At 69.9% G+C, this 21283-nt stretch carries 18 protein-coding genes; 5 read left to right on the top strand and 13 right to left on the bottom strand.

Annotated elements, in window-relative coordinates; all coding sequences use genetic code 11:
- Nucleotides 1-5: 5 nt before the first annotated feature.
- The 4 genes from E9232_RS05190 to E9232_RS05175 all read right to left on the bottom strand — a co-directional run bounded on the left by E9232_RS05190 (nt 6) and on the right by E9232_RS05175 (nt 3798).
- Nucleotides 6-1271 carry an efflux RND transporter periplasmic adaptor subunit gene (locus E9232_RS05190; protein WP_309792540.1) on the bottom strand — a complete coding sequence of 422 codons (1266 nt, stop codon included), beginning with the start codon at nt 1269-1271 and terminating at the stop codon, nt 6-8.
- Nucleotides 1272-1401: 130 nt separating this feature from the next.
- Nucleotides 1402-1578 carry a hypothetical protein gene (locus tag E9232_RS05185; protein ID WP_309792539.1) on the bottom strand — a complete coding sequence of 59 codons (177 nt, stop codon included), beginning with the start codon at nt 1576-1578 and terminating at the stop codon, nt 1402-1404.
- 254 nt (nt 1579-1832) lie between these two features.
- On the bottom strand, nt 1833-2420 hold the full coding sequence (locus E9232_RS05180) for a methyltransferase domain-containing protein (RefSeq protein WP_309792538.1): 588 nt from the start codon (nt 2418-2420) through the stop codon (nt 1833-1835).
- Between the two features lie 49 nt (nt 2421-2469).
- A complete protein-coding gene (locus E9232_RS05175; protein WP_309792537.1) occupies nt 2470-3798 on the bottom strand; it encodes a YbiU family protein in 1329 nt (442 codons plus the stop codon).
- A gap of 111 nt (nt 3799-3909) precedes the next feature.
- Between E9232_RS05175 and E9232_RS05170 the strand changes: the two genes are divergently transcribed.
- Nucleotides 3910-5412 carry a M81 family metallopeptidase gene (locus tag E9232_RS05170; RefSeq protein WP_309792536.1) on the top strand — a complete coding sequence of 501 codons (1503 nt, stop codon included), beginning with the start codon at nt 3910-3912 and terminating at the stop codon, nt 5410-5412.
- Between the two features lie 3 nt (nt 5413-5415).
- On the opposite strand, the gene E9232_RS05165 is transcribed toward E9232_RS05170, so the two are convergent.
- The 4 genes from E9232_RS05165 to E9232_RS05150 all read right to left on the bottom strand — a co-directional run bounded on the left by E9232_RS05165 (nt 5416) and on the right by E9232_RS05150 (nt 12845).
- The gene (locus tag E9232_RS05165) at nt 5416-8562 is read right to left on the bottom strand and encodes an efflux RND transporter permease subunit (protein ID WP_309792535.1); all 3147 of its coding nucleotides are present in this window, start codon (nt 8560-8562) and stop codon (nt 5416-5418) included.
- A gap of 22 nt (nt 8563-8584) precedes the next feature.
- The gene (locus E9232_RS05160) at nt 8585-9844 is read right to left on the bottom strand and encodes an efflux RND transporter periplasmic adaptor subunit (RefSeq protein WP_309792534.1); all 1260 of its coding nucleotides are present in this window, start codon (nt 9842-9844) and stop codon (nt 8585-8587) included.
- Nucleotides 9845-10154: 310 nt separating this feature from the next.
- Nucleotides 10155-11312 carry an iron-containing alcohol dehydrogenase gene (locus E9232_RS05155; RefSeq protein ID WP_309792533.1) on the bottom strand — a complete coding sequence of 386 codons (1158 nt, stop codon included), beginning with the start codon at nt 11310-11312 and terminating at the stop codon, nt 10155-10157.
- 150 nt (nt 11313-11462) lie between these two features.
- Entirely contained in the window at nt 11463-12845 is a 1383-nt protein-coding gene (locus tag E9232_RS05150) for an aldehyde dehydrogenase family protein (RefSeq protein ID WP_309792532.1), read from the bottom strand.
- A gap of 220 nt (nt 12846-13065) precedes the next feature.
- Between E9232_RS05150 and hisN the strand changes: the two genes are divergently transcribed.
- Nucleotides 13066-13842, top strand: coding sequence for a histidinol-phosphatase (gene hisN, locus E9232_RS05145; RefSeq protein WP_309792531.1), 777 nt, complete (start codon nt 13066-13068; stop codon nt 13840-13842).
- A gap of 6 nt (nt 13843-13848) precedes the next feature.
- On the opposite strand, the gene E9232_RS05140 is transcribed toward hisN, so the two are convergent.
- The 3 genes from E9232_RS05140 to E9232_RS05130 form a co-directional block, all read right to left on the bottom strand.
- Entirely contained in the window at nt 13849-13992 is a 144-nt protein-coding gene (locus tag E9232_RS05140) for a hypothetical protein (protein ID WP_309792530.1), read from the bottom strand.
- 13 nt (nt 13993-14005) lie between these two features.
- Nucleotides 14006-14494, bottom strand: a complete 489-nt coding sequence (locus E9232_RS05135; RefSeq protein ID WP_309792529.1) for an AAA family ATPase — start codon at nt 14492-14494, stop codon at nt 14006-14008.
- A gap of 108 nt (nt 14495-14602) precedes the next feature.
- On the bottom strand, nt 14603-15520 hold the full coding sequence (locus tag E9232_RS05130; RefSeq protein WP_309792528.1) for an alpha/beta fold hydrolase: 918 nt from the start codon (nt 15518-15520) through the stop codon (nt 14603-14605).
- A gap of 80 nt (nt 15521-15600) precedes the next feature.
- Here E9232_RS05130 and E9232_RS05125 point away from each other — a divergent pair, with 80 nt between their 5' ends.
- The gene (locus E9232_RS05125; protein ID WP_309792527.1) at nt 15601-16203 is read left to right on the top strand and encodes a TetR/AcrR family transcriptional regulator; all 603 of its coding nucleotides are present in this window, start codon (nt 15601-15603) and stop codon (nt 16201-16203) included.
- Here the strand turns inward: E9232_RS05125 and E9232_RS05120 are convergent.
- A complete protein-coding gene (locus E9232_RS05120; protein WP_309792526.1) occupies nt 16200-16970 on the bottom strand; it encodes a DeoR/GlpR family DNA-binding transcription regulator in 771 nt (256 codons plus the stop codon). The genes E9232_RS05125 and E9232_RS05120 overlap by 4 nt on opposite strands.
- Before the next feature lie 237 nt (nt 16971-17207).
- Between E9232_RS05120 and E9232_RS05115 the strand changes: the two genes are divergently transcribed.
- Nucleotides 17208-18071: a phosphotransferase gene (locus tag E9232_RS05115; protein WP_309792525.1), complete on the top strand. Its 864-nt coding sequence runs from the start codon at nt 17208-17210 to the stop codon at nt 18069-18071.
- Between the two features lie 4 nt (nt 18072-18075).
- On the top strand, nt 18076-20520 hold the full coding sequence (locus E9232_RS05110; protein ID WP_309792524.1) for a GcvT family protein: 2445 nt from the start codon (nt 18076-18078) through the stop codon (nt 20518-20520).
- Nucleotides 20521-20622: 102 nt separating this feature from the next.
- Here the strand turns inward: E9232_RS05110 and E9232_RS05105 are convergent, their stop codons facing one another.
- Complete coding sequence (locus E9232_RS05105; RefSeq protein ID WP_309792523.1) at nt 20623-21234, bottom strand: VOC family protein; 612 nt, start codon at nt 21232-21234, stop codon at nt 20623-20625.
- Nucleotides 21235-21283 lie beyond the last annotated feature (49 nt).

Below are 21283 nucleotides of genomic sequence, written 5' to 3'. Positions count from 1 at the left end.
TGCGATCAACCCCCGGGCGGGCCGGGAGGGCCGGAGGAGCCGGCGACGGCCGGCTCCAGCCCGCCGGTCACCACCCGCTCGCCCGCGGCCAGCCCCGACCGCACCTCGGCGATGGTCTTGTCGTTCAGGCCGATCCGGACCTGGCGTGGCTGGGTGGTGCCGTCGGCGCCGACGACCTGGACGGTCTGGCTGCCGTCGGCGGCGCGGGCGCCCAGGGCGGCGGATGGGATGGTCACCACGCCCTTGGCCCGGCCCAGCACGATGTGCACCTCGGCGGTCATGTAGGTGCGCAGGTGGCCGTCGGCATTCGGCACGTCGAAGGTGCCGATGTAGTAGATCGCGGAGGAGGTCGAGGACGACGAGCTGCTGCTGGAGGAAGAGGTTGTGGTCGTGCTGAAGCTGGAATCGTTGCGGATCGATTCCGGCGCCGGCTCGATCGATGTCAGCGTCGTCTCGTAGCGCTGGTCGCGGTCGCCCAGGATGGTGAAGTAGACCGGCTGGCCGGGCCGCACGGCGACGACATCGGCCTCCGAGATCTCCGCCCGCACGATCATGGTGTCGAGGTCGCCGAGCACGACGATGGTCGGGGTCGACTGGACGGCATTCACCGTCTGCCCTTCCTGGCTGACGATCGCCAGCACGGTGCCGTCCGACGGGGCGGTGATGCGAGTGTAGCCGAGGTCGACCTGCGCGGTCTCGATCGCCACCTGGCCCTCGACGATCTGGGCATCGAGCTGCGCGATCTGGGCCGCGGTGACATCCACGCCCGCCTGCGCCGATTCCAGATCCGCCTGGGACGCGGCGCGCTGCGCGGTCATCGCCTTCTGCCGGGCCAGGGTCAACCGGTTCAGCGTCAGCGTCGCCTCCTTCTCGGTGCGCTGCGCCTGCAGGTTGGCCAGCGACGCCTGGGCCGTGCGCAGCGCATTCTGCTGGGTCAGGCTGTCGATCTCGGCCACCAGGTCGCCCTTGGCCACTTTCTGGCCCAGCGCGACCTTGACCGAGGTGATGCGGCCGGATGCCTGGGCGCCGACCGCGACCAGCCGCGCCGGCTTCAGCGTGCCGGTGGCCAGCACGGAATTCTCGACGTCGCCGATCGCGGCCACCGCCGTCATCTGGGGGGCCGCAGGCGTCGGCGACAGCCAGTGCCGCCCCGCCAGGCCACCGGCGGCGAGCAGGGCCAGGACCACGGCGATGGCGACGAGCCGCCCTCGTTTGCGGCGAGGGCGGGGCGGGGGCGTGGTGGTGCCGGTAACGATGGGTACGCTCCGCATCCGGTGACAAGGCCCGTGCAGGCCGGGCGGTGGGCGGGCCCTTATATCCGGGATCGAACGCTCGCGTATGTCTCAGCGTTGCCGAAGTCGGAATTTTTGTAACCCGATGTATCCCGCGCCCCGTCCCGCCTCACTCATCCGGACCCAGCGACCACAGCTGCGCCTCCGCCCGGTCCAGGCCGAGCGACAGCAGGGCGGTGATCTCCTCCTCGCGCAGCCCCTGCTCCAGGGCCCGCCAGCGCAGCTCGCAGCGCCGCACCGCATCTTCGAGGTCGGCTTCGGACCGGATGTCCCGGATCGGACGCATGGGGCGGACGGCTCCTCTGGCTTCGGGACGGGGGCTGCTTCGCGGTGGGATTCGGCACAGCGAATCCATCGGCATCGACGCGGCGTATCTCGCGACCATCGGGGCTCTCGCTGGGTTTTTGTTCTCTCTTTGTTCTATACAAGAAGGCGGCCGGAGTCGAGTCCGGAGAACGCCGGGCAGGGCTGCCGAAAGAACGATCGGAGAGGGCGGACCGCAACCCCGAGGCCGGACCGTCAGGGCGTCCAGCGGTGACTCTACGCTTTGGCCCGGTCGACCAGGTAGAACAGCAGCTTGGGCTTGTAGGGGATGACCTGCACCGTCTTGAAGCCGGCATGGCGCAGCAGGGCCGCCAGCTCGACCGAGTTCAGCGAATTCACCCAGCCCAGCTTCCAGCGGTCGCGCCCGATGTTGCGGTCCTGCGGATGGTAGGTCAGCAGGGCGCGCGGCACCGCCAGGCGCAGGCGGCGCAGGAAGCGGGGCAGGTCGTAGATGTACTCCAGCACGCCGAGGCCGAACGCCATGTCGGCGTCGACGGCGGGGAAGGGTTCCTTGTTGATGTCGCAGACGATGGTCCGCTCGTCGCGGCGGACGCAGTCGAGCGGCAGGTAGGCGCAGCCCTCCGGCAGCAGGGCCTCGAGGGCCATGCTGCCACAGCCGATGTCCAGCACCCGCATGCCCGGGCGGGCATGGGCGACGGCGGCGCGGGCCCGCTCGGTCCAGGAGTCGAGCTTGCCGAGATCCTCCTGCGCCCAGCGGTCGATCAGCGTGGCCCGCCGCTTCGCCGCCTCGATCGTCGCCCGGCGCCGCTCCTCGCCATCGCGATCCTCCGCCCAATCCGCCATCGGCCCGTGGCCTCCAAGTCTGGTTTCTGTCCGGGACGGCGCGAGGCGGTCAGCCGGCCGCCGCCGCAGCGCATTCCTTGATCAGCGTGGCTCGGGCGGGGGAGGCGCCATCCGTCGGCCAAGGCTCCAGCCCGAGCTGGCGGCGGCCGAGATCGGTCAGATCGGCCTCGCCGCCGCGGCCCCGATAGGCCTTCTCGCGATGCTCCGGCGAGAAGTCGGGCGGGGTCTCGCCCGCCAGGAAGCGGCCCCGCTGCCGCGCCGCATACTCCGCGTTCTTGGCGCAGAGCGGGCCGGCGCCGATGAACATCACGCTGGAATAGTCGGTGCCGCGATGCTCGTCGCCGACCGCATGGATGCAGTCGGGGTGCCACCACACGGTGTCGCCCGGCTCGGCGTGCGGGATCGAGACCTGGGCGTCGATCAGCGGCTGGTGCCATTGCGGCAGGATCGCCTGCGCCTTGCCGCGGCCGGCACCGCAGATCACGTCCTCCGGCACGTCGTCGAGCAGCGGCCGCAGCAGCAGGTAGGCGACCGAATGCTTGATCATCGGCACCACCTGCAGCGTGCCGTCGTTTTTGCCCTGGCCGGTCAGCGCCAGCCAGCCCTGGTAGGACCGGAAGAAGGTGCTGGTGTTGGGGGCCGGGAATTCGCGCGCCTCGACCCGGAACTCGCCGTCGAACGGGTCGTGCCGCTCCCAGTCGCCGGTGAAGATGCGGCGGTAGACGCGGCGGTAGCCGGGGTCGAGCCAGCGCTCGATCGACCCGCCATCCATGTGCGGCGACAGGCCCAGCGTGGTGTCGCCCGGCTGGCGGCGGCGCACCCGGTCGGCATAGGCGACCTCGCGGTCGGGGTCGAAGAACAGCTTGCCGGCCGTCGCCTCGTCGCCGGTGTCGGCGAAGCGCCACAGCCGGTTCAGGAAGCGCCGGGCCGCGGCCATGTTCGGATGCTGCCGGGCCTCGACCTGCGGCCGCGACCAGTAGATGGCGAAGATCTGCGGTGTCTTGGCGCTCAGCCCGCCGAAATATTTCTGCAGGTTGCCGTCGTCCTTCTGGGCGGCGTAGCCGTTGCTGTCGATGTAGCTGGCGACGGCCTCGTTCCAGCGGGCGATCTGGTCGCGGTCGACGGTGCCGCGGATCAGCGCGGCGCCGCGGCGGTGGATATCCGCCACCTGCGCGGCCGGGACGCGGTTCTCGACGATGTCGGCAAAGCGCACGACGGGGATGGTCGGCTGCCCCTTGGCGTCGGCCTCGCGGATCGCATCGGCCTCGCGCCGCACCGCCTCGTCCAGCCGCGCCCACACCCCGGCAACGTCGCCGATCGCGGCCCGGATCTCCCGCTTCGCCGAGCGGATCTGGGTGGCGTCATCGATCTCGATCATCCTGCCACTGCCTTGCCGGAGGGTCCCATCGACGGCGCAGCCTGCACGCGGCTGTCGTCCGGGTAAAGAGGCGGTCTATAAGGGGGCTGCATGTCCGGGGGAGGGTGGATCATGGCGCGCATCGCGGTCGGCGGATTCCAGCACGAAACCAACAGCTTCGCCGCGGTGAAGGCGGATTTCACCCAGTTCGAAACCGCCGATGGCTGGCCCGGCCTGTCGCGCGGCGCGGCGCTGGAGCCGGCGCTGGCCGGGATCAACCTGCCGGCCGCCGGCTTCATCGACGCGGCCATCGCCGCCGGCCACACCGTCGCGCCGCTGCTGTGGTGCTCGGCCTCGCCCTCGGCCCCGGTGACCAACGACGCCTTCGAGCGGATCACGACGATGCTGGCCGCGGATCTGCGCGCCGCCGGGCCGGTCGATGCGGTCTATCTCGACCTGCACGGTGCCATGGTCACCGAGAGCATCCCGGACGGGGAGGGCGAGATCCTGGCGCGCATCCGCGCCGTGGTCGGGCCGGACCTCCCGATGGTGGCCAGCCTCGACCTGCACGCCAACGTCACCCGGCGGATGGTCGACCTGGCCGACATCCTGGTGCCCTACCGCACCTATCCCCATGTCGACATGGCCGAGACCGGGGCGCGGGCGGCGGCGCTGCTCGACCGCATGCTGGCGGGATGGCGGCCGGGCAAGGCGTTCCGCCAGGCCGAGTTCCTGATCTCGCTGGTGGCGCAATGCACGCTGGCGGCGCCGGCCCGCGATCTCTACGCGCTGCTGGCGGATCTCGAGCACCGCCACGGCGTCTCGCTCGGCTTCTCCATGGGCTTCCCGGCCGCCGACTTCGCGGATTGCGGGCCCAGCCTGGTCGGCTACGGCGCCGATGCCGCCGCCCTGGCTGCCGCCACGGATGAGCTGACGGCGGCGATCGCCGCGGCCGAGCCGGATTTCGTGCCGGTGCTGCTGCCGCCCGATGCGGCGGTGGCGGAGGCCCGGCGGCTCGCCGCCAACGCAAGGCGGCCGGTGGTGCTGGCCGACACCCAGGACAATCCCGGCGGCGGCGCCGAATCCGACGGCGTGGTGCTGCTGGATGCCCTGATCCGCGGCGACGCCCAAGGGGCGGTGCTGGGCGTGCTGGCCGATGCCGCGACGGCCGCCGCGGCGCATGCCGCCGGCCCCGGGGCGGTGCTGGACCGCGGCATCGGCGCCGGCAGCGCCTATGGCGGACAGCAGCCGCTGCAGGGGCGGTGGACGGTCGAGGCGCTGGGCGACGGCCGCTTCACCGGCACCGGGCCGTTCTACGGCGGCAACCGCATGCAGCTCGGCCCGATGGCGCTGCTGCGCCATCCCGACGGCGTCCGGGTGGTGGTGTCCAGCCGCAAGCAGCAGGCAGCCGACCAGGCGATGTTCCGCCATCTCGGGGTGGAGCCCTCGGCGCAGAAGATCCTGGCCTTGAAGAGCTCGGTCCATTTCCGCGCCGATTTCGGGCCGATCGCCGAGGCGGTGCTGGTGGTCGAAGCACCGGGCCCGAACTTGGCCGACCCGGCGGCGCAGCCCTTCACCCGGCTGCGCGACGGGGTCCGGCTGCGGCCGTTGGGGCCGGTGTTCCGACGGGGCTGAGGCCTATTCCGCCGGGGCGTGGCCGGGGACCGGGCCGCCCTTGACGGCGCTGCCCTTGCCGCCGCGGCGGACCCAGCGGCCGAAGGACAGGGCGCCGTGGGTCAGGTCCTCGACATAGAGGTACAGGACCGGGGTGATGTAGAGCGTCAACATCTGCGACACGATCAGGCCGCCGACCACGGCCAGGCCCAGCGGCTGGCGCAGCTCGGCGCTGGCACCCTGGCCGACCGCGATCGGCAGGGCGCCCATCAGCGCCGCCATCGTCGTCATCATGATCGGGCGGAAGCGCAGGGTGCAGGCGCGGTAGATCGCGTCGCGCGCGGGCATGCCCTCGGTGCGCTGCGCGTTCAGGGCGAAGTCGATCATCATGATCGCGTTCTTCTTGACGATGCCGATCAGCATCAGCACGCCGATGATCGCGATCACCGACAGGTCGGTGCGGAACAGCATCAGCGTGCCCAGGGCGCCCATCGCCGCCGAGGGCAGGCCGGAGAGGATCACCAGCGGGTGGGTGAAGCTCTCATACAGGATGCCGAGCACGATGTAGATCGTCAGCACCGCGCCGAGCAGCAGCAGCCCCTGGTTCTGCAGCGACTGCTGGAACACCTGGGCGTTGCCGGCATAGGCGGTGGTGATGGTCACCGGCAGCCGGATCTCGCTCATGATCTGGTCGATCTGCGCCGTCGCGTCGCTGAGCGACTTGCCGCCGGCGACGTTGAACGAGATGGTGACCGCCGGCAGCTGGCCCTGCTGGTTGACCGAGAGCGGCCCGGCGGTGCGCGCCACCGTGGCGAAGGCGCCGAGCGGCACCAGGCTGCCGTTCGAGGACCGGACATAGATCTTGTCGAGCGAGTCGGCCGCCCAGGGGAAGGCGGGGTCGAGCTCGAGGATCACCTCATAACTGTCGACCGCGGTGAAGATGGTCGAGATCTGCTCGGTGCCGAAGCCGCCATAGAGGGTCGAGCGCAGCGCGTTGCTGGTGACGCCGAGCTGGGCCGCCTTGTCGCGGTCGACGTTCAGCGTGGCCTGCAGGGCGCTGAGCTGCAGGTCGCTGACCACGTCCTGCAGCACCGAGGACTTGCGCATCTCGGTCGTCATCTTGCCGGCCCAGTTGTACAGCTCCTGCTGGTTCAGGCCCTGCATCACGAACTGGTACTGGCTGGAGGAAGAGCGGCCGCCGACGCGCAGGTTCTGCACCGGCACCATGTAGCTGTCGATGCCCGAGACCTGGCCCAGCTGGCGGCGCAGGTCCGAGATCACGGTATCCAGCGGCGGGCGCTGCTCCTTCGGCTTCAGCTGCACGAACAGCCGGCCGGAATTCATGGTGCCGCCATAGCCGTTGGTGCCAATGCTGGATACCACGTCCTGGACATAGGGCGACTTTCGGAACACGTCGCGGACCTGGCTCTGCAGCCCGGCCATGGCGTCGAAGGACACGTCCTGGCGCGCCTGGGTGGTCACCGAGATCTGGCTGAGGTCCTCGGTCGGGAAGAAGCCCTTGGGGATGCTGGTGAACAGGAACCAGGTGGCGAAGATGGTGCCGAAGAACACCAGCAGCATCACCGGCCGGTGCGCCAGGCACCAGCGCAGGGTACGGGAATAGCCGCCGAGGATAGCCTGGAAGCCGCGCTCCAGAGTCCGGCCGATCAGGCCCTCCGGCTTCTCCTCGTCATGGGTGTGCAGGAAGCGCGAGCACATCATCGGCGTCAGCGTCAGCGAGACGAAGGCCGACGCCGCGATCGACATGGTCACGACCACGGCGAACTCGTTGAAGATGCGCCCGACCACGCCGCCCATCAGCAGCACCGGGATGAACACGGCGACCAGCGACAGGGTGATCGACAGGATGGTGAAGCCGATCTCGCGGCTACCCTTCAGCGCCGCCTCGAAGGGCTTCATGCCCTCCTCGATGTAGCGGACGATGTTCTCGAGCATGACGATGGCGTCGTCGACCACAAGGCCGACCGACAGGGTCAGGCCCAGCAGCGAGATGTTGTCGATCGAGAAGCCGCACAGGTACATGCCGGCGATGGTCGCCACCAGCGAGATCGGCACCGTCACCGTTGGGATGATGGTGGCCGACAGCCGCCGCAGGAACATGAAGATCACCATGACCACCAGCGCGATGGTCAGGCCGAGGGTGAACTGGACGTCGGTCACCGCCTGACGGATCGAGGTCGACCGGTCGTTCAGCACGTTGATCTTGGCCGAGGGCGGCATGTCGGCCGTGAACTTCGGCAGCAGGTCCTTGACCGCGTCGACGATGGCGACGGTGTTCGCATCGGGCTGGCGCTGCACCGCCAGCACGATCGACCGGTTCTGGCCGAACCAGCTGGCGGTCTGGTCGTTCTCGACGGAATCGATGACCTTGGCGACGTCGCCCAGTCGCACCGGCATGCCGTTGGGCGATGCCACGATCAGGTCGGCGAAGGCCTTGGCGTCGTACATCTGGGTGTCGGCCTGCAGGATCAGCTGCTGATGCGGCCCCTGCAGGGTGCCGACCGGGGTGTTGACGTTGGCGGCGGCGACGGCCTTCTGGATGTCGTCCAGGCTGATGCCGCGGTGGTTCAGCGCGTCGGGGTCGATCTGGATGCGGACGGCGTATTTCTGGCTGCCGTAGATCTGCACCTGGGCGACGCCGGTCAGGGTCGACAGGCTGGGCGAGATCACCTGCTCGGCATAGGCGTCGAGGGTCGACAGCGGCAGCGTGTCGCTGCTGATCGACAGCAGCATGATCGGCGCGTCGGCCGGGTTGACCTTGCGGTAGCTCGGCGGCGAGGTCATCTCGATCGGCAGCTTGCGCTGCACTGCCGTGATCGCCGACTGGACGTCGGCCGCGGCCGCGTCGATGTCGCGGTTCAGGTCGAATTCCAGGGTGATGGTGGTCGACCCCTGGGTCGAGGTCGCGCTCATCGACTGGATGCCGGAGATGGTCTCGAACTGCTTCTCCAGCGGGGTGGCGACCGAGCTCGCCATGGTGTCCGGGCTGGCGCCGGGCAGGCTGGCCGAGACGTTGATCACCGGGAAGTCGGTGTTCGGCAGTGCCGCGATCGGCAGCTGGCCGAAGGCGAACACCCCCGCCAGCACCATCGCCGCGGTCAGCAGCGTCGTCATCACCGGGCGGCGGATGCACAGCTCGGACAGGTTCATGGCCGTATCTCCGGAGCCGGGCTCAGGTCGGGCTGGAAGCCGAGGCGACGCCGTTGGCGGGCGGGGTGGTGGGATGCGCCGCACCCGCGGCATCCTTCTCGGTGATCCGGCTGCCTTCCATCAGGCGCAGCTGGCCTTCGGTCACCACCTTCTCGCCGGGCTTCAGCCCCTGGGCGACCACCGCGGTGTCGCCGACCGTCCGCGCCACCGTCACCGGCCGCACCTCGGCGGTGCCGTCCGCCCGGGCGACGAAGACGAAGGCGCCATTCTGCCCGGCCTGCAGCGCGACGGTGGGGACGGTGATGGCGTCGTCTTGGGTGCCGAGCTGCAACTGGACCCGGACGAACTGTCCCGGCCACAGCGCGAAGCCGGCATTGGCGAAGGTGCCCTTCAGCGGGATGGTGCCCGACTTGGTGTCGACCGTGCTGTCGATGAAGGTCAGCTGGCCGCTGGCGATATGGGTCTTGCCGTCATTGTCGAAGGCATCGACCTTGGGCGGGGTCGGGCTGGTGATCGCCGTGCGCACCGCGTCCAGGTTCCGCTCCGGCACCGTGAAGGCGATGCGGATCGGCGTCATCTGGGTGATGGTGACCAGGCTGGTAACCGCGCCGCTGTTGGCGTTGCTGTTGGTGGTGTTGGCCTTGACCAGGTTGCCCGCGGTCACCGACACGACGCCCAGGCGGCCGGTGATCGGCGCCTTGATCTGGGTGTAGGACAGGGTCAGCTGGGCCTGGTCGAGATTGGCCTGGTCGGCCGCGACGCTGGCCTCGGCCCGCTTCGACGCGGCCATGGCCAGGTCGAAGGCCTGCTGCGACACCGCACCGGTCTTGACCAGCGGCCGGTCGCGCTCGACATCCGCCGCGGTCTGGTCGCGGTCAGCCTGGTCCTTGGCGAGGTTGGCCTGGGCCAGGGCGACCGCCGCCTTGGCCGGCTTGTCGTCGAGGGTGAACAGCAGGTCGCCGGACTGGACGGTCTGGCCGTCGGCGACATGGACCTGCATCACCTGGCTGTCGATGCGGGAGGTGACCAGGACGGTCGAGATCGGCTCGACCGTGCCGATCTCCTCGATGCTGGTGGCGACCGGCTTCTGCACGGCGGCGACGGTGACGACGGGGATGGGGCGGCCGCCGGCCGCGGTCTTCGACCCGGCCTGGGCGCTGCCGCCGGCGTCGGCGGTCTTGCCGCTGCGCTCGATCGCGTCCGCGTTGCCAAAGCGCTGCCACGCAACGGCAGCAATGGCAATGCCGAGGACCGCGACGACCCCCACAACCGAGCGCTTCATGGCTTGTTTCCCAGCAGCCGGGCGCACCACAGGAGATCGTGTCCCACCCCGGTGCCTGCAAGACATGTACGGCTTTTGTGCACTGCACTGCAGTTAATAATTTTCAATGCGGCACATTCGACGGAATGCAAAGTGTCGCACGAGTAAGGGATACCGGCGCAGCCGTATCCCGATGTTCCCCCTCTGTCATTGCCCGGCTTGACCGGGCAATCCAGGGGCCACGGGGAGCTGTTCTGGCCGCCCCTGGATGCCACGGTCGAGCCGTGGCATGACAAGGTGCGAGGGCTGGTTCGCGCCGTGAAGGGCGGGCTTACAGCCGGCCGTTCACCGCGTCGACGAACACGGCGCGCAGGCCCTCGGCATCGACCGGCTTGGCGTTGCTGCCGGTCGACGGATCGGCCTCGGCCATGCGGCCGATCTCCTCCGCCCGGTTGTCGCCGATGCCGATCTCCTTCAGCGTGTGCGGGATGCCGATCTCGCGGCGCAGGTCCAGCATCCAGATCAGGGCGCTGTCGAAGCCCGGCTTGGACATGCCGACATAGCGGCCCAGCCGCACCATCTTGTCCTCGATGGCATCGCGGTTGTGCACCATGCAATAGGGCATCAGGATGCCGTTCAGCAGGCCGTGATGCGCGTCGTACAGCGCGCCCAGCGGGTGGGCGAGGGAGTGGATCGACCCCAGTCCCTTCTGAAAGGCGGTGGCGCCCATGCTGGCGGCCACCAGCATGTTGCTGCGCGCCTCGATGTTGCGACCGTCCTTGACCGCCACCGGCAGCCAGTCGCGGATCAGGCGGATGCCCTCCAGCGCGATGCCGTCGGCCATCGGATGGAAGCCGGGGGCGCACAGCGCCTCCAGGCAATGCGCCAGCGCGTCCATGCCGGTGGCGGCGGTGACCTTGGCCGGCAGGCCGACTGTCAGCTCGGGATCGGCGATGACCACGACCGGCAGCATCTTCGGGTGGAAGATGATGCGCTTCACATGCGCGTCTTCATCGGTGATGACGCCGGCGCGCCCGACCTCGGAGCCGGTGCCGGCGGTGGTCGGGATGGCGATGACAGGGGCGATCTTCGACGCATCGGCGCGGGTCCACCAGTCGCCGATATCTTCGAAATCCCATAGGGGGCGGGACTGGCCGGCGTGGAAGGCGACCGCCTTGCCGGCGTCCAGCGGGCTGCCGCCGCCGAAGGCGATGACGCTGTCATGCCCGCCGGCGCGGTAGGCCGCGACGCCGTCGGCGACGTTCTTGCCCGTCGGGTTCGGCTTCACGTCGCTGAACACCGCTGTCGGGATGCCGGCGGCCTCGTTGGCGGCGACGGCGTCGATGATCATCGGCAGCTTGGCCAGGCCGGGGTCGGTCACCAGCAACGGCTTCTTCAGGCCATAGGCCTTGCACAGATCTGGCAGTTCCTTGATCCGGCCGGGGCCGAACTTCATCGCGGTCGGGTAGTTCCAGTTGCCTTTGAGCATCGGTGGACTCGCTCGGACTTGGTTGTGAAAGCCCCCTTTGTCGTCATCACCGGGCTTGACCCGGTGATCCAGGGGCCATTGAGAGCGGTGCTTGCCGCCCCTGGATGCTCGGGTCAAGCCCGAGCATGACAGGAGAGGGGAGGGCGCCGCTCAGGGCAGCCGCAGGTGGAACGACTTCGGCCGGGTCAGGTAGTCGTAGCCGAGCGCCGACAGGGTGCAGCCGCGGCCGGAATCCTTGACGCCGGTCCAGGCCAGGGCCGGGTCCAGATAGTCGCAGCGGTTCAGGAACCAGGTGCCGGTGGCGACCCGGTCGCCGATGGCGATGGCGGCGTCGACGTCGCGGGTGAAGACCGACGCGGTCAGGCCGTAGGGGCTGTCGTTCATCAGCCGCACCGCCTCGTCGTCCGACGCCACCTTCATGATGCCGACGACCGGGCCGAAGCTCTCCTCCGACATCACCCGCATCGAATGGTCGACGCCGGTCAGGATCTGCGGCGCCAGGTAGGGTGTGCCCACCTTGTCGGCGGCGAAGCCCTTGGCGTCGATCAGGGCGCGGGCGCCCTGGCGCACCGCCTCGGCGGTCTGGCCGCGCACGAAATCGGCGGCGGCGGCCCGCACCATCGGCCCCAGCGTCGTCGCCTCCTCGGTCGGGTCGCCCAGGACGTATTGCCGGGTCAGCTCGACCGCGCCCTCGACGAAGGCATCGTAGACCGCCTCATGGACATAGATCCGCTCGATGCCGCAGCAGGACTGGCCGGAGTTGAAGAAGGCGCCGTCGACCAGGGTCTCGACCGCATGCCTCAGGTCGGCGTCGGCGCGGACATAGCCCGGGTCCTTGCCGCCGAGCTCCAGCCCGACGCCGATGAAGCGGCCGACCGCGGCCTCCTCGACCGCGCGGCCGCCCGGCACCGATCCGGTGAAGGCGACGAAGTCGACCGCGCCGCTGCCGATCATCTTGGCCGTGGTCTGGTGGTCGGCATGGATGTGCTGGAACACGCCGGCCGGCAGTCCGGCCAGAGCTTCGCCGAAGCGCTCGGCGCAGAGCGGGGTCTGGTGCGAATGCTTCAGGATCACCGTGTTGCCGGCCAGCAGCGCCGGCAGCACCGCGTTGACCGCGGTGAGATAGGGGTAGTTCCACGGCGCGACCACGAAGACGGTGCCCAGCGGGTCGCGCCGGATGAAGCGGCGGAAGCCCTCCTTCGGCCCGACATCGATGTCGGCCAGCGCCTGTTCGGCCACGCCGATCATGTAGCGCGACCGCTCTTCGAAGCCGCGGACCTCGCCGGGGGTGTAGCGGATCGGCCGGCCCATCTGCCATGTGATCTCGGTCGCGATCTCCGGCCCGGCGGCGACGAAGGCGTCGACCGCGGCCGACAGCAGGCGCGCCCGCTCGGCCAGCGGCACGGCACGCCAGCCGGCCTGGGCGGCGCGGGCGCGGGCCAGCGCCGTTTCCGCCTCGGCTTCGGTCGCCAGGGGGCGTTCGACATAGACGCCGCCGTTCACCGGCGTGATGGTCTTCAGGATCATGGTCATTCAGTCACTCTCGGGCGGTCATCTCGACGAGGTCGCGCGGCGCGCATCTTGGGGCCATCGCCCCGGATTTCCCAAGAGCGATCCGGGCATGGCGTGCACGGCGCGCGGCGCATGGCCGGATGAAGCCACAGGCGATGCCACAGAATCCCTCATGCCGGCGGGAGACGGATTGACAGATCCGCGCCGGCGGGCCTACCGCGGGGAAAACCGGGAGACGCAGATGTCCGACACCATCGACCTCGACGCGGCCGCGGGCTTCGCGGCGGAGCTGGCCGACGCCGCCCGGCCGATCGCGCTGCACTGGTTCCGCACCCCGCTCGACATCGAGCGCAAGGGCGACGAAAGCCCGGTCACCATCGCCGACCGGGCGATCGAGGACGAGTTGCGGGCCCGCATCCGCGCCGCGTATCCCGACCATGCCATCCTGGGGGAGGAGCGGGGGCAGGAAGGCTCCGGCCGCTACACCTGGGTGATCGATCCGATCGACGGCACCAAGAGCTTCATCACCGGCCTGCCGCTGTTCGGCACGCTGATCGCGCTGGCCGATGCCGGCCGCCCGGTGCTGGGCGTGATCGACGCCCCGGCGACCGGCGAGCGCTGGGTGGGCACCGCGGCCGGCACCCGCTTCGGCGGCGCGCCGGCGCGGGCCAGCGGCTGCCGCAGCCTGGCCGAGGCGCGGCTCTACACCACCTCGCCGGACTTCTTCGATGCGGCGACCTGGCCGCGCTACGACGCGCTCAGCCGCAAGGCCGCGTTCCGGCGCTTCGGCGGCGACTGCTACCCCTACGGGCTGCTCGCCTCCGGCCATTGCGACCTGGTGATCGAAGCCTCGCTGCAGCCCTACGACTTCATGGCCCTGGCGCCGGTGATCGAAGGTGCGGGCGGGGTGATCACGGATTGGGAGGGGCGCCCGCTGACCATCGCCTCCGGCCCCCGCGTCATCGCCGCGGCGACGCAGGAGCTGCTGGACGAGGCGCTGGGGCTGCTGAACGGCTGAGCCAGGTCACGAGCCGGGCAGCAGATGGGCCGCCCAGAACGAGAGCTGCCCCCAGGGCAGGACGTAGCCGGCGAAGTGGACCGGACCGGCGACCACCAGATCCCAGGGCGTGGCCAGTGGCGTCAGCAGCTTGGCGAACTGGAAGAGCATGGGGGACCTTCCGCTACGCCAGCCGAAGGATCTCATCGACCGTCGCCGGCACCGGCCCGGTGGTGTCGATCTCGTGATGGGCGGCCTGTCTCAGCAGCGGCTCGATCATCGCGATCAGCTCGCCGACCTTCCGCCGTTCCTTCGCGGTGCTGCCATAGCCGTCGGCGGATCGTGCCGTGAGCCGTGCCATGATGGTGTCGACCGGGGCGGAGAGCAGGATCACCGTTTCGATCAGGGGGAACAGCCGGCCCATGTTCTCGGCGCAACCGCTGATGAACAGGGGCCCGTCCCGCGGCGTGGAGAGGAGGTCGCGGACGCGGTCCTCCCGCCACACCCAGTCCTGACCTTCGGCCGGGGTCAGCCCGTCCGGGGGGGCGGCGTCGACCCAATGCGACCATTCCGGCGTGTCGAGATCGAGAGCCCGACAGCCTCGCGCGGCCAACTCCTGGATCACTGCGGACTTCCCGGTTCCGGACATGCCCGTGATCAGCACGCGCTTCATGTTCGCCTCCCCCCGGCCGATCGGCAGGCATCTATACCATCGGAGCTCGTTCATGCCCCAGGGCCCTGCCGGATGGCGCAGGCGCGCCACCCGGCCGTTAACCGGCGATCAACCCCTGGCCGAGGCCGTCACGAAGGTGGCGAGCTCGCGTCCGAAGCGCGCCGGCTCCTCGTAGAAGGGGCTGTGGCCGCTGTCGGCATAGACCGAGAGGCGGCTGCCGGGACGGAGCGCCTGGATCCGTTCCGACATGGCTAGGCGGACCAGCCGGTCATGCGCCCCATGGGTCAGCAGGATCGGGCCGGCATAGGCCTGGAAGACCGGTTCGAGATCGGGCGTCGTGGTCTTGACGAAGCCCTCGGCCACGGCGCGCGCGGTCATGCCGTTGACGACAAGCATGCGCTGCAGCTCGACGCCGGTCGGCGGCTGGTGGAAGCAGGCCTCGAGGAAGCGCGCGGTCTCGGCCGTCCGCTCCGCCAGGTCGGGCGAGGTGGTGGTGCGGGCGAAGGTCCCCGCCAGCGGCGTCAGCAGGTCCGGCGACAGCTTGGTGACCGCGTCGACCAGGTTGATCCCCGACACCCCCGCGCCGCCGTATTTCCTGAGATACGCGCCGGCCACGTAGCCGCCGAGCGACCAGCCCACCAGGACGGGGCGGCGCAGCTTCGCGGCGGCGATCACGGCGGCGACGTCGTCGGCCCAGCGATCGGCATCAGCATAGGCATCGGGCGAGGGCGGCTTGTCCGAATCGCCGTGGCCGCGCAGGTCGAAGCGGACCAGGCGGAAGCCGGACAGGGCCGGGTCGGAGAACTGCTTGTCCCAGCTCAGCCGGCTCTGGCGCAGGCCGTGGATGAACAGGATCTCCGGCGCCTGCGGGTCGCCCTGCGCGTCTCCTGTCAGCATCGTCCCGTCCGATGACCGGACAGAGAATGTCTCCCGTGCCGGCGTCGCCGCGATGCCGAATTTGGCCTGCACCGCCAGGGCGGCGAGGCTGGCCGCGCCGGCCAGGAAGCTGCGTCGTGAGGGAACCATGAGAACATCATCCATGTTGTTTATCGATCGCTAATCAACCTATTTGACGCCGGCCGTCAAGATGTTGTTTAGTGGTCGATATGGAACCGGATGAAAAATCGCGCGGCGGCCGCCCGTGGAGCTTCGACCGCGACAGCGCGGTCGAGACCGCCATGCGGTTGTTCTGGCGGCATGGCTATGAAGGCGTCTCGGTCGGCGACCTGACCAAGGCCATCGGCATCGCGCCGCCGAGCCTCTACGCGGCCTTCGGCAGCAAGGCCGGCCTCTACCGCGAGGCGCTAGACCGCTACGAGCATGGCCTCGGCTCGGTCGACGTGACGTCGATCGGTTCGGCCACGACGCTGGCGGAGGCGGTGCGGCGGCTGCTCGAGACGGCGGCCGCGGCCGTCACCCATCCGGATCGCGAGCGCGGCTGTATGGTCTCCAGCGGCATGATCGCCTGCCATCCGGACAACGCCGCGCTGGCCCGCGACCTCGCCGTTCGGCGCGATGCCACGCGCGAGCGGATCGCGCAGGCCCTGCGACCCTTCGCCGATGCGGAGGAGGGGCGCCGCCTGGCCCGGCATCTGGCGGCGGTCATGCAGGGCATCTCGATCCAGGCCCGGGACGGCGCGACGCCGGCGGAGCTGCAGGAGATCATCGAGGATGTGGTCGCGGGCGTCGCCGCGCGGTCTTTCGGCTAGGGACTGTGCCCCGGCAGCACGATCCTGACCCCGGCCGTCTCGCAGCGGCGGGCGAAGTCGGGCGGGGGCGGTCGGTCGGTGGCGACCAGGTCGACATCGGCCAGGTTGCACACCTTCACCGGCGCCTCGCGGCCGAATTTGGTGTGGTCGGCGATCACCCAGGTCTCCGCCGCCTGGGCCATGGCGGCATGCGAGAACTCTGCCTCGAACAGGTGGAAATCGACCAGCTCGCCGCGGCCGTTGATGCCGCCGACCGACAGCACGGCGCAGCGTACCTGGAACTGGCGCACGAAGGCGATGGCAGAAGGGCCGAAGGCGGCGACGTCGTCGCCATTGACCTCGCCGCCGGCCAGGAAGACGCGGTTGTCGTTGCGCGGCGCCAGGCGGCAGGCGATCTCCGCCGAATTGGTCACCACCACCAGCCGGGAATGATGCGCCAGCGCCTGGGCGACATAGGCGGAGGTGGTGCCATTGTCGAGGATGATGGGGTCGCCGTCGGCGATCCGCGCCGCGACCAGCGCGGCCACCGCCTGCTTGGCCTCGCGGTTGCGCTGCATCCGGCGCTGGAACGGCGGCTCCTCCAGCCCGTCGGGCAGCATCACGCCGCCATGGAAGCGGATCACGGCGCCGGCCTCGATCAGCGGCTTGACGCTGCGCCGCACGGTCTCGGTCGAGACGTCGAAGCGACGCGCCAGGTCGGTGATGCTGCAGCTGCCGGTCTCGCGCACGGCCTGCAGGATCTCGCCCTGCCAACGGTTGGACAACATCGGCGTTGCGGCGTTTCCTCGGTCCCTAGGGTTGCCTAGCATATCGGCGGGACCGGCCGCGGTGTCCAGCTTCGATCGCATCCGGCCGCCAAAACGGACCTGATTGTCGCACATCAGGGGCGATTTGCAGCACAGAGCCACAGTATCGCGTGGCTATACGTGGTTTTATGGTGGTTCTGGATTGACGGCCGCAGCCTGTCCGCCGACACTCCCAGGAAACCGGGCGGGGGGACCAGGATGCCGGAGGCGTCGGACATCATCGCCGGGCTGGGGTGCTGGAGCGGGCGCATCGCCATCGCGCCACTGGCCGGCGGCCTGACCAACCGCAACTACCGGGTCGACGATGCCGCCGGGCGCCATGTCGTGCGGCTGGGCGACGACATCCCGCACCATCACATCCTGCGCTTCAACGAGCTGGCGGCCAGCCGCGCCGCAGCCGAGGCCGGCATCTCGCCGGCGGTGGAGCATGCCCAGCCCGGCATCCTGGTGACCCGCTTCATCGACGGCGAGACCCTGACGGCCGAGCGGGTGCGGCAGGAGCTGCCGCGGGCGCTCGACCTGGTGTGCCGGGTGCATCGCGAAATGCCGGCCCATCTGCGCGGCCCGGCCCTGGTGTTCTGGGTGTTCCACGTGCTGCGCGACTACGGCCACGGGCTGGCGGGGCGGCGGCCGGCCGCCGAGCTGGCGGCGCTGCTGGACAAGGCGGCGCGGCTGGAGGCGGCGGTGGGTCCGGTCGACCTGGTGTTCGGCCACAACGACCTGCTGGCCGCCAACTTCATCGATGACGGTGATCGGCTGTGGCTGGTCGATTGGGACTATGCCGGCTTCAACAGCCCGCTCTTCGACCTCGGCGGCCTGGCCTCGAACAACGGCTTCTCCGTGGCGGAGGAAGCGGTGATGCTGGAGGCCTATTTCGGCGCCCCGGCCTCGGCCGGACTGCGCTGGCGCTACACCGCGATGAAGGCGGCCGCGGCGCTGCGCGAGGTGCTGTGGGGCATGGTGTCCGAGATCCATTCGACCCTCGAGGTCGACTACGTCGCCTACACCGAAGCCAACCTGCGGCGCTTCGAAGCCGCCTGGACCGATTTCCAAGGACTGTGAGCCGATGAGCGAATTCCCCACCCAGGCGCGCGCGGTCGTCATCGGCGGCGGCATCGTCGGCACCTCGACCGCCTACCACCTGGCCAAGCTGGGCTGGGCCGACACCGTGGTGATCGAGCGGCACAAGCTGACCTCCGGCTCCACCTTCCATGCCGCAGGCCTGGTCGGCCAGCTGCGCTCCAACGCCAACATCACCCAGCTCTTGGGCCATTCGGTGCGGCTGTACACTGAGCTTGAGCGCGAGACCGGCCTGGCCACCGGCTGGAAGATGAACGGGGGCCTGCGCCTGGCCTGCACCGAGGCGCGCTGGACCGAGCTGAAGCGCCAGGCCACCACGGCCAAGAGCTTCGGGCTTGAAATGCATTTGCTATCGGCCAGGGAGGCGCAGGACCTGTGGCCGCTGATGCAGGTCGAGGACGTGGTCGGTGCCGCGTACCTTCCGACCGACGGCCAGGCCAACCCGTCCGACATCACCCAGTCCCTGGCCAAGGGCGCCCGCATGGGCGGCGTGACGATCCGGGAGGACACCGAGGTCACCGGCATCGAGACCCGGGATGGGCGGGTGACGGCGGTGCTGACCAGCCGCGGCCGCATCGCCTGCGAGGTGGCGGTGAACTGCGCCGGGCAATGGGCGCGCGAGCTCGGCCGGATGGTCGGGGTCAACGTGCCGCTGGTGTCGGTCGAGCACCAGTACATGGTGACCGAGGCGATCCCGGGCGTGCCGCGCACCCTGCCGACGCTGCGCGACCCCGACCGGTTGACCTATTGGAAGGAGGAGGTCGGCGGCCTGGTGATGGGCGGCTATGAGCCGAACCCGATCGCCTGGGCGGTCGACGGCATCCCGGACGGCTTCAATTTCCAGCTGCTGCAGCCGAACTGGGATCATTTCCAGCAGATCGTCGAACTGGCGATGGGCCGGGTGCCGGCGCTGGAGACCGCCGGGATCAAGGAACTGATCGCCGGGCCGGAAAGCTTCACCCCCGACGGCAACTTCATCCTGGGCGAGGCGCCGGAGCTGCGCGGCTTCTATGTCGGCGCCGGCTTCAACGCCTTCGGCATCGCCTCGGGCGGCGGCGCCGGCAAGGCGCTGGCGGAATGGATCGCAGGCAACCAGCCGCCCTACGACCTGTGGCCGGTCGACATCAGGCGCTTCGGCCGGGCCCAGGCCGATGTCGACTGGGTGCGCCGGCGGACGCTGGAATCCTACGGCAAGCACTACGCCATGGCCTGGCCGAACGAGGAGCATGCCAGCGCCCGGCCGCTGCGCCGGTCGCCGCTGTATGATCGCCTCAAGGCCCAAGGCGCCTGCTTCGGCGAGAAGCTGGGCTGGGAGCGGCCGAACTGGTTCGCCGCCGCCGGCGAGACGCCGGAGGAGATCCCGACCTTCGGCCGCCCGAACTGGTTCGAGGCGGTGGGGCGCGAGCACCGGGCGACGCGCGAGGCGGTGGCGGTGTTCGACCAGTCCTCCTTCGCCAAGTTCCTGCTGGTCGGGCGCGACGCGGAGACAGCGCTGTCCTGGATCTGCGCCAACGACGTGTCGCGGCCGCCGGGCACGCTGACCTACACCCAGATGCTGAACGCCAAGGGCGGCATCGAATGCGACCTCACCGTCGCCCGGCTGGCGGCGGACCGCTACCACATCACCACCGGCACCGGCTTCGCCACCCATGATTTCGACTGGATCAACCGCAACCTGCCGGCGGGTGCGGACGCGCATCTGGTCGACGTCACCTCGGCCTATGCCGTGCTCAGCCTGATGGGGCCCAGGGCACGGGACGTGCTGCAGAAACTGACCCGCGACGACGTCTCCAACGCCGGCTTCCCCTTCGCCCGGGTGCGGCAGTTGGCGCTGGCCGGCGCCCCGGTCATCGCGCTGCGCATCACCTATGTCGGCGAACTCGGCTGGGAGTTGCACATCCCGACCGAATTCGCCGTCGGGGTCTATGAGGCGGTGATGGCGGCGGGGGCGGAATTCGGCATCGCCAATGCCGGCTACCGCGCCATCGAGACGCTGCGGCTGGAGAAGGGCTATCGCGCCTGGGGCAGCGACATCGGGCCGGACCACACGCCGCTGGAGGCCGGGCTCGGCTGGGCGGTGAAGCTGAAGACCGCCATCCCGTTCCTGGGCCGGGAGGCGCTGGAGGCGCAGCGCGGCCAGCGGCTCAAGAAACTCCTCGCCACCTTCACCGTCGACGATCCCTCGGTGGTGCTGCTGGGGCGCGAGACCATCCTGCGCGACGGCAAGCCGGCCGGCTGGCTGTCCAGCGGCGGCTTCGGCCACACCCTGGGCAAGCCGATCGGCCTGGGCTATGTCCGCGACCCCGCCGGGCTGGATCCGGACGCGGTCCGGGCCGGGACCTACGCGTTGGAGGTCGCGGCCGAGCGGGTGCCCTGCACCCTGCACCTCGATCCGCTCTACGACCCCAAGATGGTGCGGGTGAAGGCGTAGGGTCATCTCAGGCCAGGCAGGCCAGGCAAGGGCGGGGTGGTCGGCGCGATGTCGATCACCCCGTCTCCAGCCGAAGCAGGTCGCCGCCGCTGACGACGTTGCCTACAGCGGCAGCTCCTGGCCGGCCTGCTCCCGGACGATGTACTCGGCGTACCAGTCGGGCCAGTTGGCATCGTGCTGCCCGCCGTTCCGCTTCTCGTGTTCGCCATGCGCCGCCGCCGCACGGCGCAGCGCCGCCGCGAGCTCGGTCGAAGAGGTGAATTTCGTGTCGCCCGCCTCCACGCGCCCGGGCAGGCGATTGGTGACCTCCTGGATCTGCCAGGGGTTGCCGTCCGGATCCTTGAACGAGGCCCAGGAGGCGTAGCTGCGCCGCGTCGGCTCCGGCCCGCTGCGGCGCTCGCCCTTCTCGTCGAAGTGATACACCTCGCCGACATCGACGCCGCGGGCGGCGAGCGCGGCCTGTGTCGCCACGATGTCGGACACGATGAAGTAGGGCGCCACCACGTTGCCCTTGCCGAAGATGACCGAGGCCGGCGAGCCCGGAGGCGTGACCTGGATGACCCGGAAATTGTCGCCCGAGATGTCGGCGTCGACCCGCCAGCCCAGGCCGCTGTAGAAGCTCTTGGCGCGATCGATGTCCGAAACCGGGATGGTGACGACCTCGAGCTTCAGCTCGATCGGCTTGGCTCCTTGGGTGTTGTCCGCACTGGTCATGTCTTGCTCCTTTGGTTTGGCTGCCTTGGGAAGGGCAGCGCACATCCGG

This window comes from Inquilinus ginsengisoli (genome assembly GCF_031453975.1).
In the GTDB taxonomy this organism is placed as follows: domain Bacteria; phylum Pseudomonadota; class Alphaproteobacteria; order DSM-16000; family Inquilinaceae; genus Inquilinus; species Inquilinus ginsengisoli_A.
The sequence above is the reverse complement of the archived record's forward strand: the minus strand, read 5'-3'. Positions and strand labels throughout refer to the sequence as shown.